At 54.1% G+C, this 12491-nt stretch carries 20 protein-coding genes; 14 read left to right on the top strand and 6 right to left on the bottom strand.

Going from position 1 to position 12491, the window contains the following annotated elements; genetic code table 11:
- Positions 1 to 2: 2 nt before the first annotated feature.
- The 4 genes from SRB521_RS07400 to SRB521_RS07420 form a co-directional block, all read right to left on the bottom strand.
- Positions 3 to 569 carry an anthranilate synthase component II gene (locus SRB521_RS07400; RefSeq protein ID WP_075703995.1) on the bottom strand — a complete coding sequence of 189 codons (567 nt, stop codon included), beginning with the start codon at positions 567 to 569 and terminating at the stop codon, positions 3 to 5.
- Positions 566 to 2044 carry an anthranilate synthase component I family protein gene (locus tag SRB521_RS07405; RefSeq protein WP_116722458.1) on the bottom strand — a complete coding sequence of 493 codons (1479 nt, stop codon included), beginning with the start codon at positions 2042 to 2044 and terminating at the stop codon, positions 566 to 568. Before SRB521_RS07405 ends, SRB521_RS07400 begins: the two co-directional genes overlap by 4 nt.
- Positions 2045 to 3176: 1132 nt before the next feature.
- Entirely contained in the window at positions 3177 to 4268 is a 1092-nt protein-coding gene (locus SRB521_RS07415; protein WP_116722459.1) for a site-specific integrase, read from the bottom strand.
- 100 nt (positions 4269 to 4368) lie between these two features.
- Positions 4369 to 4638, bottom strand: coding sequence for a hypothetical protein (locus SRB521_RS07420; protein ID WP_116722460.1), 270 nt, complete (start codon positions 4636 to 4638; stop codon positions 4369 to 4371).
- Positions 4639 to 4815: 177 nt separating this feature from the next.
- Between SRB521_RS07420 and SRB521_RS07425 the strand changes: the two genes are divergently transcribed.
- Positions 4816 to 5022 (top strand): hypothetical protein, encoded by a 207-nt coding sequence (locus tag SRB521_RS07425; RefSeq protein WP_116722461.1) that lies wholly within the window; start codon positions 4816 to 4818, stop codon positions 5020 to 5022.
- A gap of 20 nt (positions 5023 to 5042) precedes the next feature.
- Here SRB521_RS07425 and SRB521_RS07430 read toward each other — a convergent pair whose 3' ends face one another.
- Positions 5043 to 5426 (bottom strand): helix-turn-helix domain-containing protein, encoded by a 384-nt coding sequence (locus tag SRB521_RS07430; protein ID WP_116722462.1) that lies wholly within the window; start codon positions 5424 to 5426, stop codon positions 5043 to 5045.
- A 543-nt stretch (positions 5427 to 5969) separates the two neighbouring features.
- Here SRB521_RS07430 and SRB521_RS07435 point away from each other — a divergent pair.
- Positions 5970 to 6191 carry a hypothetical protein gene (locus SRB521_RS07435; RefSeq protein WP_129868823.1) on the top strand — a complete coding sequence of 74 codons (222 nt, stop codon included), beginning with the start codon at positions 5970 to 5972 and terminating at the stop codon, positions 6189 to 6191.
- Positions 6188 to 6430 carry a hypothetical protein gene (locus SRB521_RS16100; protein ID WP_116722464.1) on the top strand — a complete coding sequence of 81 codons (243 nt, stop codon included), beginning with the start codon at positions 6188 to 6190 and terminating at the stop codon, positions 6428 to 6430. Before SRB521_RS07435 ends, SRB521_RS16100 begins: the two co-directional genes overlap by 4 nt.
- Before the next feature lie 99 nt (positions 6431 to 6529).
- Here SRB521_RS16100 and SRB521_RS07440 read toward each other — a convergent pair whose 3' ends face one another.
- Positions 6530 to 7105, bottom strand: coding sequence for a hypothetical protein (locus tag SRB521_RS07440; protein WP_129868824.1), 576 nt, complete (start codon positions 7103 to 7105; stop codon positions 6530 to 6532).
- A gap of 83 nt (positions 7106 to 7188) precedes the next feature.
- Here SRB521_RS07440 and SRB521_RS16105 point away from each other — a divergent pair, with 83 nt between their 5' ends.
- The 11 genes from SRB521_RS16105 (at position 7189) to SRB521_RS07490 (ending at position 12491) form a co-directional block, all read left to right on the top strand.
- Entirely contained in the window at positions 7189 to 7341 is a 153-nt protein-coding gene (locus SRB521_RS16105; protein ID WP_165366597.1) for a hypothetical protein, read from the top strand.
- 180 nt (positions 7342 to 7521) lie between these two features.
- Positions 7522 to 7794: a helix-turn-helix domain-containing protein gene (locus SRB521_RS07445; RefSeq protein ID WP_116722466.1), complete on the top strand. Its 273-nt coding sequence runs from the start codon at positions 7522 to 7524 to the stop codon at positions 7792 to 7794.
- Complete coding sequence (locus tag SRB521_RS07450; protein WP_116722467.1) at positions 7791 to 8321, top strand: lytic transglycosylase domain-containing protein; 531 nt, start codon at positions 7791 to 7793, stop codon at positions 8319 to 8321. The genes SRB521_RS07445 and SRB521_RS07450 overlap by 4 nt, the downstream gene beginning before the upstream one ends.
- Positions 8318 to 8521 (top strand): helix-turn-helix transcriptional regulator, encoded by a 204-nt coding sequence (locus SRB521_RS07455; RefSeq protein ID WP_207216008.1) that lies wholly within the window; start codon positions 8318 to 8320, stop codon positions 8519 to 8521. The genes SRB521_RS07450 and SRB521_RS07455 overlap by 4 nt, the downstream gene beginning before the upstream one ends.
- A 57-nt stretch (positions 8522 to 8578) precedes the next feature.
- Positions 8579 to 9274, top strand: a complete 696-nt coding sequence (locus SRB521_RS07460; protein ID WP_207216009.1) for a DUF7666 domain-containing protein — start codon at positions 8579 to 8581, stop codon at positions 9272 to 9274.
- Positions 9275 to 9306: 32 nt separating this feature from the next.
- Complete coding sequence (locus SRB521_RS07465) at positions 9307 to 10257, top strand: helix-turn-helix domain-containing protein (protein ID WP_129868825.1); 951 nt, start codon at positions 9307 to 9309, stop codon at positions 10255 to 10257.
- A gap of 69 nt (positions 10258 to 10326) precedes the next feature.
- Positions 10327 to 10686, top strand: a complete 360-nt coding sequence (locus tag SRB521_RS07470) for a hypothetical protein (protein WP_116722471.1) — start codon at positions 10327 to 10329, stop codon at positions 10684 to 10686.
- 12 nt (positions 10687 to 10698) lie between these two features.
- Positions 10699 to 11430 (top strand): hypothetical protein, encoded by a 732-nt coding sequence (locus tag SRB521_RS07475; RefSeq protein ID WP_116722472.1) that lies wholly within the window; start codon positions 10699 to 10701, stop codon positions 11428 to 11430.
- 94 nt (positions 11431 to 11524) lie between these two features.
- A complete protein-coding gene (locus SRB521_RS07480; RefSeq protein ID WP_116722473.1) occupies positions 11525 to 11710 on the top strand; it encodes a hypothetical protein in 186 nt (61 codons plus the stop codon).
- On the top strand, positions 11707 to 11946 hold the full coding sequence (locus tag SRB521_RS07485) for a hypothetical protein (RefSeq protein ID WP_116722474.1): 240 nt from the start codon (positions 11707 to 11709) through the stop codon (positions 11944 to 11946). Before SRB521_RS07480 ends, SRB521_RS07485 begins: the two co-directional genes overlap by 4 nt.
- Positions 11943 to 12491, top strand: coding sequence for a hypothetical protein (locus tag SRB521_RS07490; protein ID WP_129868826.1), 549 nt, complete (start codon positions 11943 to 11945; stop codon positions 12489 to 12491). Before SRB521_RS07485 ends, SRB521_RS07490 begins: the two co-directional genes overlap by 4 nt.

A 12491-nucleotide genomic window follows, 5' to 3' on the forward strand; every position in this document is an offset into this window, starting at 1 on the left:
TGCTATCCCTCCAAAAAATTTTTTAAAATGACAGCGCCCTGGGGCGTCAGGATCGATTCAGGGTGAAATTGCAGGCCATAAATGGGATAAACTCTGTGCTGGACCGCCATGATCTCCTGGTCCTCCGAACGGGCCGTGACACGCAGACAGTCAGGCAGACGCTCCTCCACGGCGGAGAGAGAATGATATCGGGCTGCTGGAATGACTGCGGGGAGACCGCGGAAAAGAGGACAGTCCGTGGACAGGGTCAACTGGGACTGCTTTCCATGCATGAGATGCCCGGCGTAGGACACTGCACCGCCGAAAGCCTCACAGATGGCCTGATGCCCCAGACAGACGCCGAGAAGGGGGATGCTGCCCGCCAACTCCCGCACAGCCGCCTCGCAGACGCCGGCCTCCGCCGGCCGACCGGGGCCGGGGGAGAGGATCAAATGGCTGGGGGACAAGCGGCGGATCTCTTCCACACTCAACTCATCGTTGCGCACCACCCAAATGTCGGGGTTGAGGCTGCCGACGAGCTGATAGAGATTGTAGGAAAAGCTGTCATAGTTATCGACCAGCAAAATCATAGGTCGGCCTCCTTCTGCGCCAGCTCCAGCGCCTTTACCACAGCCTTGGCTTTATTGATACATTCCAAGTACTCCTTCTCCGGAACGGAATCTGCCACAATACCCGCACCGGACCGGATAAACACTTTCCCGTTTTTTTGGAAGGCCAGGCGGATGGCGATACAGGTATCCATATTGCCGGTGAAGTCAAGATAGCCGATGGCGCCTCCATAGACGCCCCGCTTGTTGTTCTCCAGCTCATTGATGATCTCACAGGCCCGCAGCTTGGGCGCGCCGGAGAGCGTCCCGGCGGGCAGAATGGCGTCCACTGCGTCCACCGCGTCTCTATCCTCGCGAAGCACCCCCCGAACGGTGGAGCCGATGTGCATCACATGAGAAAAACGCTCGACAGACAGGTATCGCTCCACTTCCACGGTGCCGAATCGGCTAATCCTGCCAATGTCGTTTCTGCCCAGATCCACCAGCATGTTGTGCTCCGCCAGCTCCTTCTCATCGGCAAGCAGCTCCGTCTCCAGAGCAAGGTCCTCTTCGGCAGTCCTGCCCCGGGGGCGGGTGCCGGCCAGCGGAAAGGTATGGAGGATGCCGTTCTCCAGCTTTACCAGGGTTTCTGGAGAGGCACCGGCCAGCTCGATGTCATCGCTTGTAAAGTAAAACATGTAGGGAGAGGGATTTTCCGTGCGTAGGATACGGTAGGTATCCAGAAGGGACCCTTCAAAACCGGCCTCTAGGCGGTTGGAGAGCACGACCTGGAAGATATCTCCCTCACGGATGTACTGTTTGACCCGTTCCACCATTGCGCAGTAGGATGCCTGGTCGAATAGGGGACGCAAAGGGGTGGTCAGATGGGCGGGGCGGCTGGGGAGGAGATTGCCGCTGTGAAGCAGGGCGTCGATGCGGTCCAGTTCCGCACAGGCGGCGGGGTAGGAGTGATCCAGGTCTCCGACATCCGCATTGACGATCAGCACCAGCTTTTGCCGGAAGTTATCGAAGGCGATGATTTTTTCAAAGAGCATCAGATCCATGTCGTGAAAGCCCTCTTGATCCTCGGCGTTCAAATGCAGGGAGGGCTCGGCGTATTTGATGTAATCATAGGAGAAATACCCCACCAGTCCGCCGGTGAACGGGGGCAGCCCCGGGAGTCTGGGACTTTTATGTTCCGCCAAAAGCCTGCGCAGCGTGCCGCCCGGGTGTGAAGCGGGGGCCTCTGCAGTTTGTGTCCTCCGCTTCAGCCGAAGAATTCCGTCGGCACAGGTGACCTCCAGCGTGGGGTCAAAGCCCAGAAAGGTATATCGGCCCCACTGCGCGCTGTCCGCCGCGGATTCCAGCAAAAAGCAGTGGCTGCTCTCGGTACGCAGGATCCGCATGGCCTGAATAGGGGTGGTAAAGTCGGAGAGAATTTCCCGGGTAATGGGAATGCTTCGAAAATCCCCCGTCCCGGCAATCTGTCTGGCTTCCTCCAAGGTTGGGTAATACATTATGCCTGACCTCCTTCATCGGGACGGTTGAAAAACAAAACGCCCGTCCCTGACATAAAACTGTCAAGGACGAGCGTTATCACACTCGCGGTGCCACCTTGATTCACGGCTGTACGCCGTGCGCTTTGCGGGATACCAACATATCCCCGGCAACTGATGTATGCCCACACATCGCGAAATACTGAGCCCTTCGGCTGTTCCTCGCGCCCTCCGTGATCCATTTGCCTGCCTGCGTTCTATCCGGCTCTCAGCCGCCCGGACTCTCTGTAAGGGCACAACAGACGTTATCTTCACATCATCGGTTTAGCTTATTAAATTTGCAATCATCATACAACTGATCCTGCCGCCTGTCAAGAAAAAATTTGCTGGCCGCGGGGTATTCACGGCCTATTTTTTAAAACAGGGAAGCGCAGGCGTCCAGAAAATTTCTGGCGGCCTCTTCCTGATGTACTATATATGATTTTTTGCGAGAATACCAGCCCCCCAGAGCCATCAGAAGGAATGGAACAAGGATGTGCTGATAACGTGCAATTTTTTCCTTAACACACGGGTAATTTGCCAGCGCAAATCCAAGATAGCACCACAGAGCGAGCATTGCAGTAAATACAAGGAATGCAACGGCAAAATCCGCTTGGAATTTTGCGACTGCGCATAAAGTATCATTAGCACGAAATATCGTCAATATTGGTGCTTACAAAAGACAGGACCGACGTAAAAAAGTTGCTGCCGCTGATCTATAATTCCTTTCTTATCCTGCTTTCCGGGTATCGGAACAAAAAATAAGCCTATGCACACCGAAAAAGTGTGTATAGGCTTACAGTCCAGTTCTAATCGCGAAGGGTGATTGACTTTGATATCTGCCGGATATAATATTTCAAGATCGCAAAATGGAGGGGACGGTTAAAAGCGATATTTCCGCGTAAAAAGGTAAAACCGCCGCGAAGCGGCGGCCCCAAACCGAAGCCCAGCAACAGCGGGTTCGGTTTGAAACGGAGGAGCAAGGGAGCGGGCGGATGACGTTTTTGCCATAGACAAAAAACGTCGGAGCAAAGCGGACTTTGCTCCGACGTGGAGCAGGTGAAGGGAATCGAACCCATATGAAAAACGCCTATACCCATTGATATAAAAGGATTTAGATATTTGCATGTGTAATTTCGTGTGCAAATTTTTTATTTGCGTCGTCCACGATGGACTCAAAATAGGCGTTTATCATATCATCAGCAGTGTCCCTATCGGACGAAAAGACGTGCTGGTATACTGATTTCATGGTATTGTCCGTAGCCCATCCTCCGCGCTTCATGGCGATTTTATCGACGATGCCGAGGGAGAGCATGACAGAGGCATTTGTGTGGCGCAATCCGTGCACTCCCACAAACGGGATACCAGAGCGCTCAGAAATTTTTTTGAGGTTATTGTAGATCACGCTGGGGTCCATCTTAAAAACCCTGCCGCTGCGCTTTGAAATATCCGGTTGATATGAATCCAACTTTGCCAGAATATACTCGGGGCAGGAAAGTACACGCCGAGAAGAAGCGTTTTTGAGTTCGCTCTTCTCCACGTATTCCCCGTCCTCGTTTGGCACTAAAGCGTGTTCAATTTTTATTTTTTTCCCGTCGAAATCGATGGACTCCCATTGGAGCCCCATAATTTCTGATCGCCGGAGGCCCAACCACACTGCCAATAGAATCGGAAGCTCGGCAATGTTTCCTTGACAGGCGGTGATAAGCTCAACGATTTGGGAAGCATCTAAATATGCGTGCTCCTTTTTAACCCTTTGAGGGTATTTAAGCCCCCTTGTATTAATCTCCTTGTAATCCGACAGGACTGCTGCAACCAAGCCTATAGCATTCTTCAACGTCTTGGCGGAGCATGTTTTTGCGTCGTCGCTGATCGCCTTTTGCAGGGCAGCTTTGTCAATATCCCGTATACGGGTCTTCATCAGCGGCCTAAAACGGTTTTTTTGTATCCCCCTATATCCCATGATGGTAGCAGGGGAGAGAACGGCACGCCGATCTTCGATGTATTTGCTGATTGCCGCGTCCAGTGTGATACGGTCCTTCGGCGTTTCTGATTGCTCGATTAGACCCGCCCTCATGGCAACCGCCTTTGCCTGGCACACATCCGGGTCGGCGTCAACGACGCTGACCCGCTTCCCGGCCACCATCACTTGGCATCTGTACTGCCCGGACGGAAGACGTTGCGGCGTGGGCAATCTGGTTTTCATTGACAAAATCCTCCTATCTGATAAAATAGAAGGGTAGCCGCTGCTCTGTGGTCTACACCTTCCCGCCGCTCCTGGTGTGCCAGCACCGGGGGCGGCATTTTTATTGTGCTTTTTTGAGCTGGGCCACTTCGCGGTTGAGCTTCTTTACAGATGCCTCCAGGGTGGTCAGGCGACCGTCAATGATATCCATATCATCTTCGTTGGGCATTCGACGCAGGATATCCTCCTGTCCCTCGGCCAGCAAGTTGAACCTGGGCGTGACCTCGTTCTCGATCAGAACGCCCACCTCCTGCATGATCTCCCGCTTCTGCTGCGCCAGTTTTTGGTCCATGAGCTGCGCGATTGCCTGTAGGTCTTTTTCTTCCAGCATATTTTAGCTCCTTTCGGTGGTGCTGTCCCATAATCCGTACTATCCCGCAAGTGTGTGAAATTTGTCAAAATACAGAAAATGCACGTTGAAATTTGGCAACTTTTCCGGGTTGACTGAATAGAACAAACGTACTATTATGAAGTCACTGACAAGGGTTGCGGGAGATCGGAGGACGCGATGGAGGAAAGAATTGCCAGTGACAAAAATAAGTGTAGCGTGGTAAAATTAGGTAGAGCTCAAAACAACGGAAGCGCTCCCGTGGAAGGGAGTACATCAGCCATGACCAGAGAAAGCATAATGGACGAAATCCAAGCGTTGCTCTGGAAACTGGACGATAGGAAACTGCGTATCGCATATCAATTTATCAAGAAGCTGATCGGCTAATACCAGGAGGGGACCGGGCGTTACTGCTCGGCCCCCTCTTTTTCTATTTGGGCCAGTTCCTCGGCTATGTGTTCCAGCAGTTCCCACTGGTCTGTATCCAGGCGCGCCAACACGGAGATTAGCCTTCGGCGGAAGTCTCCGGTTTCTCCGCTCAAGACATCGCCAATAAACGCGGCAATTTCCTCGTCTCTGGATACCTGTATGAACATCTGCCCCTCTCCGGTGCGGAGCCAGTTCTCGTTGACGTTGAACTCGCGGCAGATGAGGGCAACAACTTGATTGGATGGGGCGCGGCGTCCCGTTTCATACCCCGTAATAGTATTTTGGACTGAACCAATTCTATCCGCAAAGTCCTGCTGCGTGAGGCCGAGGGCCTTGCGCAGTTCTTTTATACGCTCATTCATATTTGCACCTTCTTCCTGCTAAGACTTTACCATAAAAAAATCGCGTTGTCAATAAAATAATGCTTGACATCTATCGCGATGGAGTGTATTATAATCGCATAGACAACAAAAGAAAGGAGGGGGAATCGTGAAAAGAGAACGATACATATGGTGCTTTCGCATAGCGAGTCCAGATTGCGGACGTGATTCTACGGGTACATTCCATTGTGTATGCGGAGAATGCGTGCCCTTACGCATTAATGTAAGAGAGGGTGGCAAATATCGCGGCGACGACAGCGGCGACGGCAGATACGAAGGTGAGAAACATGTTGATTTTTTCCCGCCGTTCGGCTCGTCTGAATCTTGAGCTTTCGGTCTCCACGAGAACATTTAGACCCTCACGCCTCACGGCCTGATACCTTCGATTTCTATACAGGAAACCTTTGACTTTACTTTTAATTTTCTTCAAGACATCACCCACTTCCCCCTAAATCATACCACAGCGTGAAGGCGGGGGCAAGTCGCCGATGCCCACCAGGTGAGTTAGAAAGGAGGGGGAGGACCGTGAGCGATGTAAAAATCATTACGCACGGCGGAACGGCAGAGATTTATGTTGACGGCGTCCCAATGCACGACAAATGCCAGTCGTTTTCATTTAAGCAAAGCACACGTTGTGCGGGCGTTTTGAGGCTCAGCTTACTCTGCAATAGCGTAAGCATTGACGGACGAGATGTGGGCGTGATTACAAACCGAGAAGAGAAACGAAAGTCGACCAGTTCTGTATGATTTTATCCAGATTTGCAAGAAGCGTGACGAAGAAGGCGAAGAGCGAGATCAGAGCGGCGAAAAAGGAGGTGACAACCGTGTCCGAAAAAGAGAAGAAGATTGCAAAAGCGCTGGCAGAGGCAACAAAGGCTCTGCCGGACGAGAAAAAGGAATACCTGCTCGGCTATGCGGAAGGCGTAGCAGCCATGGTGGGCAAGACGAGTAGGGATGGCGCTGACGGCGACCAATACGCCAGTTAGAAAGGAGAGGGAAGAATGGACGCCATTTGGATAGAGGCAGGGCTCGTTCTGGCCTATTTATGCGCACTTGCGTCTCTTTTTTGTGCGGCGCTTCCTGTGCTACTTTCCAAGGATAAAACGGTCAATAGCCCAAAGGAGCACAGTGACAATAACGATAGCTGCAGCCCAAAAGACGGGGTTCTTGTAAAACTTCTTGCCGGTATCGCTTTGGCTTTCGGTGGAATGGGCTTTGTTTGGTTCATCTTGGCCATAATTTTGAATTTCTGAAACCGGTGCTACAGGGATTTCCTGCGATTCGTGTCTCTTGTAAAGCTGTTCAACATATTGCTTTAGATTGTCCGCCAAATCCTCTAGTTCCGGCAATGTAAGGCCAGAGCCTGCGGCATATATGTGTCGATTCGTATCACGGCAGTAAATTGTACAAGTGAGGCACAAATCTCCCGAATATAATCCTATCCCAATTTGCCGATAAGGTGTTTTGCTGGAAAAATACCTTGAAAAATCTTCAATGCTATATTCCGATTCTCCGCCGTTATTGAAGTCAACAGTAATGGTACAGGAAACATACTTTTTAAGTACCGGCTCACAGTTGGCCGCAATCCATTCAGCAATAGCAATGTAATCATTTTTTGAAAGGGAATCCCAGGCGGAAGTCCCTATTGTATACTCGCACAAAATACTATGCCTCACCATAATCCCCCCTTTGCCCACATTCTACCACAGGGCGGGGGAATGGACAACCAGAAAGGAGGGAAAGCATGGATAGCATCCAGGTAAGAGAAACGCTCGAAAGGCAGTTGCAGCTACTTTCCGAGCGTTCCGCGCAAGAGGTAACAACGGCGCAGGAGCTATGTGCGCTGACAGACGCGATGACAAGGCTGATCAGCGCTCCGTGGCCTTTCTGCGAATAAGGGCAACTAAGTAGCAGTCCCCATTCTCGGCGCAGAATTTGCACCCTGCATTGCATATTTTGGGGTTCCCGTTGATTAAACTCAGCGGGCAAATAGGTTTATCCACAAAAACCACCTCCTTCCACCGCATAAATCATACCACGCGGCGGGAGGGGGGACAAGCGGAAAGGAGGAAGCACAATGCCGAAGATAAGGCCGCTCACCAGTGAGGGACGGGAGGCAGAGCAGACCAAAAAGTGTAACGAGGTCCTGGCTGTGGCGCTCCGGCGGCATAGAGTAGATACGGGTATCCAGGACCAAGTACTCTGTAAATCCCTCGGAATCAGCAGAAACGCCATTATTAACTATAAACGGGACCCCGGCGTGATGACACTGGATATGGCCCGGAAAGTATCCCATGCCATTAAGGTGAGCCCAGAGGATTGGCTTGCAATTGGGGGTTACAAAGTATGATCCCCCGTCGCGATCTGGCTCTTCTGGCGCTGATCCCAGCCATCTACCTAGCGGCCTGCTGCGGGGTCCACGCGCTGGACGCGGGCCCGGCCATCGCCCACACGCTGGACAAGCACCCCGGCGGGCCTGTGTTGGTACGGGAGCTATTAGAGGCAGAGTTTATCAATCCCACTCCATTATCGGACGAGCTGTACATAGTCCTGCTGGATGCCTGCGAGGAGAGCGGCGTAGAGGTGCCGCTTGCGCTTGGCGTGATCGAGGTGGAGAGCGGGTTTGACGTGGACGCGGTGAGCCCTGCGGGCTGCTATGGACTCATGCAGCTTAACCCGGAGTACTTTCCCAGCGGCCTCACTGCGGGAGAAAACATCCGGACGGGCACGGAGTACCTTGGGAGCTTGTTGGACCGCTACGGAGACACAGGCGCGGCCCTGACGGCGTACAACGCAGGCCACGACACCGGAGATCGGGAGTATGCAGAGAAGGTGATCGGGGCGGCTGAGAGATGGGAGGAGGCGCTTACAGCGTGAGAGAGAACCTGCGGAAGGCAAGAAAAGCGGTTGGGCTGACCCAGCAGGCCATGGCGGACAAGCTGGGAATTAGCCTGAGATACTATCAGCAGATCGAAGCTGGCGACAGAACAGGCGACTTTACGCTATGGGACACTCTGGAGGACATCACGGGGATTCATCAGAGGATTTTGAGAGATCAGGAGAATAATCGTTTATGACCCTCATAAGGAGGCCCGAAATATTCGTTATTTCAACGAAGAGAAAGGATGAAGCGCATGAATTACAAAGGTATGGACGCAAACATGCAATGCAGAGGATTTCAATATGAAGTTGGAAAAGAATATGAGACGGACGAAGCAGTAGCATGCAAAACAGGATTCCACGCGTGCGAATATCCGCTCGACGTCATCAATTATTACGCTCCGGCAGAAAGCCGATATGCTGTCGTCGAGCAAAGCGGAAAAATCAGCAAATCCGGTGAGGATACAAAAGTTGCATCGACAAAGATTAAGATCGTGGCCGAAATAGGCCTTGCAGGGTTGGTAGAAGCAGCCGTTGAATATACAACGACACGTGCCAAAGAAGAGCCCGGTGGGCACGCTACGGGCAACCAGGGCGCGGCGTCTGCTACGGGCTACCAGGGCGCGGCGTCTGCTACGGGCTACCAGGGCGCGGCGTCTGCTACGGGCAACCAGGGCGCGGCGTCTGCTACGGGCAACCAGGGCGCGGCGTCTGCTACGGGCTACCAGGGCGCGGCGTCTGCTACGGGCAAAGCGGGAGTCGCACTTGCTGCAGGGTTTGGCTGCAAGGCAAAGGGAGCGATTGGGTGTGCAATCTGTGTGGTAGAGCGCGGTAATTGGGACGGAGAGACGTATCCTATTATCAACATCAAAGCAGCGATTGTAGACGGGGACATCATTAAGGCAGATACCTACTATATGCTGATAAATGGAGCGTTTGTCGAGGCATAAAAAGCGCCGCGCAGAAAGGAGATGACTTGTCAATGGGATTCACCCCTGCAGAGCTGGCAGAAATGGCCCGTGCCGACGCAGAGATCGAGGCGTCTTTCCGGGTTACTGATGCAGACCTTGCGATTGGGCGGCTCTTTGACCGGGAGGTCATCCTGGGCCGCATGGACTCAAAGCAAAAGCGGATCGCCGAGTCCCAGCGCCGGTACTACGAGACCCACAAGGAGGAGATCGCTGAGGTCAAGCGCCGGTACTACGAGACCCACAAGGAGGAGATCGCCGAGGCCCAGCGCCGGTACCGCGAGGCCCACAAGGAGGAGATCGCTGAGGTCAAGCGCCGGTACTACGAGACCCACAAGGAGGAGATCGCCGAGGGCAAGCGCCGGTACCGCGAGGCCCACAAGGAGGAGATCGCCGAGGCCCAGCGCCGGTACCGCGAGGCCCACAAGGAGGAGCGCGCCGAGGGCAAGCGCCGGTACCGCGAGGCCCACAAGGAGGAGATCGCCGAGGCCCAGCGCCGGTACCGCGAGGCCCACAAGGAGGAGCGCGCCGAGGGCAAGCGCCGGTACCGCGAGGCCCACAAGGAGGAGATCGCCGAGGCCCAGCGCCGGTACTACGAGACCCACAAGGAGGAGATCGCCGAGGGCAAGCGCCGGTACCGCGAGGCCCACAAGGAGGAGATCGCCGAGGCCCAGCGCCGGTACCGCGAGACCCACAAGGAGGAGATCGCCGAGGGCAAGCGCCGGTACTACGAGACCCACAAGGAGGAGATCGCCGAGGCCCAGCGCCGGTACCGCGAGACCCACAAGGAGGATATCGCCGAGGGCAAGCGCGAGCTGCGTGACGCTCGTATTGCTCTGGGGCTGACGCAAAGGGAGGCTGCCGAGCTGCTTGGGGTGGACCAGTCCACGGTGTGCCGCTGGGAGACCATCAAACCGCCCCCAAACTGGCGGGAGATGATCGCAAAAATGAAAGAGCCGGCATAAAAAGAGCCGACGCTATAAGAACAGATTATAACCCAATATAGAAGAAGTCAAAAAGGAGGAATGAACCCAATGAACGAGTGCACACAAAAATCGATCTTGCAGATGGCACGAGGCGCGATCCAGGAGAGGGCCGACTATGAGATGTCCCGCCTGCTGGACAATATCTTAGACCCAAACACAGCCGCCACAGCCCAGCGCACCCTCACACTCACCCTGAAGCTGAAGCCGGACGACACGCGGCAGAACATCGCGGTCAGTTGTGTGGCCAAGTCCGTCCTAGCGGCCACCAACCCAGTCACCACCTCGCTCTATGTGGCCGATGAGGAGACCATTGTCGAGATGGTCCCGCAGGTCCCCGGTCAGACGGCCATTGACGGATCAGAACAGGAAGCCCCACCCTTACTCAAACTCATCAAAACCGCAGGATAAGGAGAATACGTCATGCTGAAAGAGTTTATCGAACACATCCAGAACACCACCCAGCCGCAGATTAGAGTTGTCGAGGGTGCTACCTTCGCGATCACCGCCGATGGTGTGGCAAAAGAGATCCTTCCGACCATCTTCCACCCAGACCCCCTCCCGCTGAACAGCCTGGACGCCATGGTAAAGCTGGTAAGGACCGAGGCCTCCAATATGGATACCCCGCTGTACATCACCATGCCCGACCATATGACCGTCCGTTGCTTCGGTCAGCCTGATGTGGCAGCACGCTATTTCCGACAGGTCTACTATGAGGCCATGGCTACCGATGTCCCCGGCTGGAGCGAAAAGGTCACGCTGGGCTTTGAAGAGGCGCAAATCGCGCTCCGTACGCGTTTTCAGGAGACGCAGGACACCCTGTATGCCATGAAGCTGGTCAGCGACATCTCTCTGGGCGCCAAGGTAATTTTCAACGACAACGGCATTGCGACCACTATCACCACGCAGAAGGGTGTGGCATTGCAGACCAACGAGCAGATCCGGCCCCTCGTGAAGCTCCGACCCTACCGCACATTCCAGGAGGTAGAACAGCCGGAGAGCATCTTCTTGATTCGCATCAGCGAGCGGGGAATCGCTTTCATTGAAGCAGACGGCGGGATGTGGAAATTGAAGGCCAGGGAGGTTGTCAAGGCACATTTGGAAGACAAGCTCTCTGCCGAAGTGGAGGGCGGGAGCGTCATCATCGCGCTGTAAATGTAAAGCGCCGCCGCCAGAGGGGCTAAGCTCTGACGGCGGCAAAATATAACGAATCCGCCCTTATTGTAAGGGCTATAGGGAGGAAAGTCAAGTGAATAAGATAAAAATTAAGGTACACAAGGCGGACAAGCGGCTATGCGGGCACGTCAGATTGACGCCGGAAGCAGAGAAGCGGCTTCGCATGCTACAGATCGAGACGGGACTGTCGGCGCGATTTCTGGCGTCGCAGATCATCCTCCAAGCGGCGGATGACGTAGAGGTGGAGGTGGCAGAATGAACGACCGAGATATTCAGCACCCGGACATTACCGCGATGGAGCGGACGGGGCAGCCAGCCTCTGTACCATACCGCATAAAGCTCGAGATCGATTCAGAAGTCCAGCGAGCTTATATCGATGACCACAGGGATAACTTTATTGACTGGTGTTTTGCCGATCCGGATATCATCCGGCACTACCTCGAAGAGACGGAAAACAGGCTGTCCGGATGGATTAAGGAGGTGTTGGCAGGATGAAAACGCATTGGAAGAAGAAAGTGTCTGACCCGAACTTCATCGGAGAGGGAGACTTCCAGGAGGGTGAGGAGAAGGTCCTTACGATTGAACGGGTAAGGATCGACGAGACCGTCACCACGGCGGAGGGCAAGAGTAAGAAGCAGGTTGTCCATTGGAAGGAGCCGGGCAACAAACCGATGATCCTGAATGTGGCCCGCTCCAAAAATATCGAGAAGGTGGCCGGAAGCGGATACTTTGAGGATTGGCCCGGCGTGCAGGTGCAGCTCTACATTGAACATGGGATCAAAGCGTTTGGAGAGGTGGTGAGCGCCGTTCGGGTACGGCCTTACAAGCCACGCACGCAGAGGACTGAGCCTTTACCCCCGTGCGCAGACTGCGGAGGGACCATCTCTCCCGCCATGGAGAAAACCGCGGAATGGATGGCGGCGTACACCACAAAAAAATATGGAAAGCCGCTCTGTGCAGACTGCGCCGTTAAGAGAAAAGCGGCGGAGGCGGAACAGAACAAGGAGGAGAACATTGCATCTTCCGACAGTGACGAATGA

The sequence above is a fragment of the Intestinimonas butyriciproducens genome, assembly GCF_004154955.1.
GTDB classification, from domain to species: Bacteria; Bacillota; Clostridia; order Oscillospirales; family Oscillospiraceae; genus Intestinimonas; species Intestinimonas butyriciproducens.

Excerpts from the sequence above, each read along its gene's own strand:
- SRB521_RS07465 (WP_129868825.1), top strand. The coding sequence starts at position 9,307 with ATGGGATTCACCCCTGCAGAGCTGGCAGAAATGGCCCGTGCCGACGCA.
- SRB521_RS07400 (WP_075703995.1), bottom strand. The coding sequence starts at position 569 with ATGATTTTGCTGGTCGATAACTATGACAGCTTTTCCTACAATCTCTAT.
- SRB521_RS16100 (WP_116722464.1), top strand. The coding sequence starts at position 6,188 with ATGATTTTATCCAGATTTGCAAGAAGCGTGACGAAGAAGGCGAAGAGC.
- SRB521_RS07415 (WP_116722459.1), bottom strand. The coding sequence starts at position 4,268 with ATGAAAACCAGATTGCCCACGCCGCAACGTCTTCCGTCCGGGCAGTAC.
- SRB521_RS07430 (WP_116722462.1), bottom strand. The coding sequence starts at position 5,426 with ATGAATGAGCGTATAAAAGAACTGCGCAAGGCCCTCGGCCTCACGCAG.
- SRB521_RS07405 (WP_116722458.1), bottom strand. The coding sequence starts at position 2,044 with ATGTATTACCCAACCTTGGAGGAAGCCAGACAGATTGCCGGGACGGGG.
- SRB521_RS07450 (WP_116722467.1), top strand. The coding sequence starts at position 7,791 with ATGATCCCCCGTCGCGATCTGGCTCTTCTGGCGCTGATCCCAGCCATC.
- SRB521_RS07470 (WP_116722471.1), top strand. The coding sequence starts at position 10,327 with ATGAACGAGTGCACACAAAAATCGATCTTGCAGATGGCACGAGGCGCG.
- SRB521_RS07425 (WP_116722461.1), top strand. The coding sequence starts at position 4,816 with ATGGAGGAAAGAATTGCCAGTGACAAAAATAAGTGTAGCGTGGTAAAA.
- SRB521_RS07460 (WP_207216009.1), top strand. The coding sequence starts at position 8,579 with ATGAATTACAAAGGTATGGACGCAAACATGCAATGCAGAGGATTTCAA.
- SRB521_RS07475 (WP_116722472.1), top strand. The coding sequence starts at position 10,699 with ATGCTGAAAGAGTTTATCGAACACATCCAGAACACCACCCAGCCGCAG.
- SRB521_RS07490 (WP_129868826.1), top strand. The coding sequence starts at position 11,943 with ATGAAAACGCATTGGAAGAAGAAAGTGTCTGACCCGAACTTCATCGGA.
- SRB521_RS16105 (WP_165366597.1), top strand. The coding sequence starts at position 7,189 with ATGGATAGCATCCAGGTAAGAGAAACGCTCGAAAGGCAGTTGCAGCTA.
- SRB521_RS07445 (WP_116722466.1), top strand. The coding sequence starts at position 7,522 with ATGCCGAAGATAAGGCCGCTCACCAGTGAGGGACGGGAGGCAGAGCAG.
- SRB521_RS07420 (WP_116722460.1), bottom strand. The coding sequence starts at position 4,638 with ATGCTGGAAGAAAAAGACCTACAGGCAATCGCGCAGCTCATGGACCAA.
- SRB521_RS07485 (WP_116722474.1), top strand. The coding sequence starts at position 11,707 with ATGAACGACCGAGATATTCAGCACCCGGACATTACCGCGATGGAGCGG.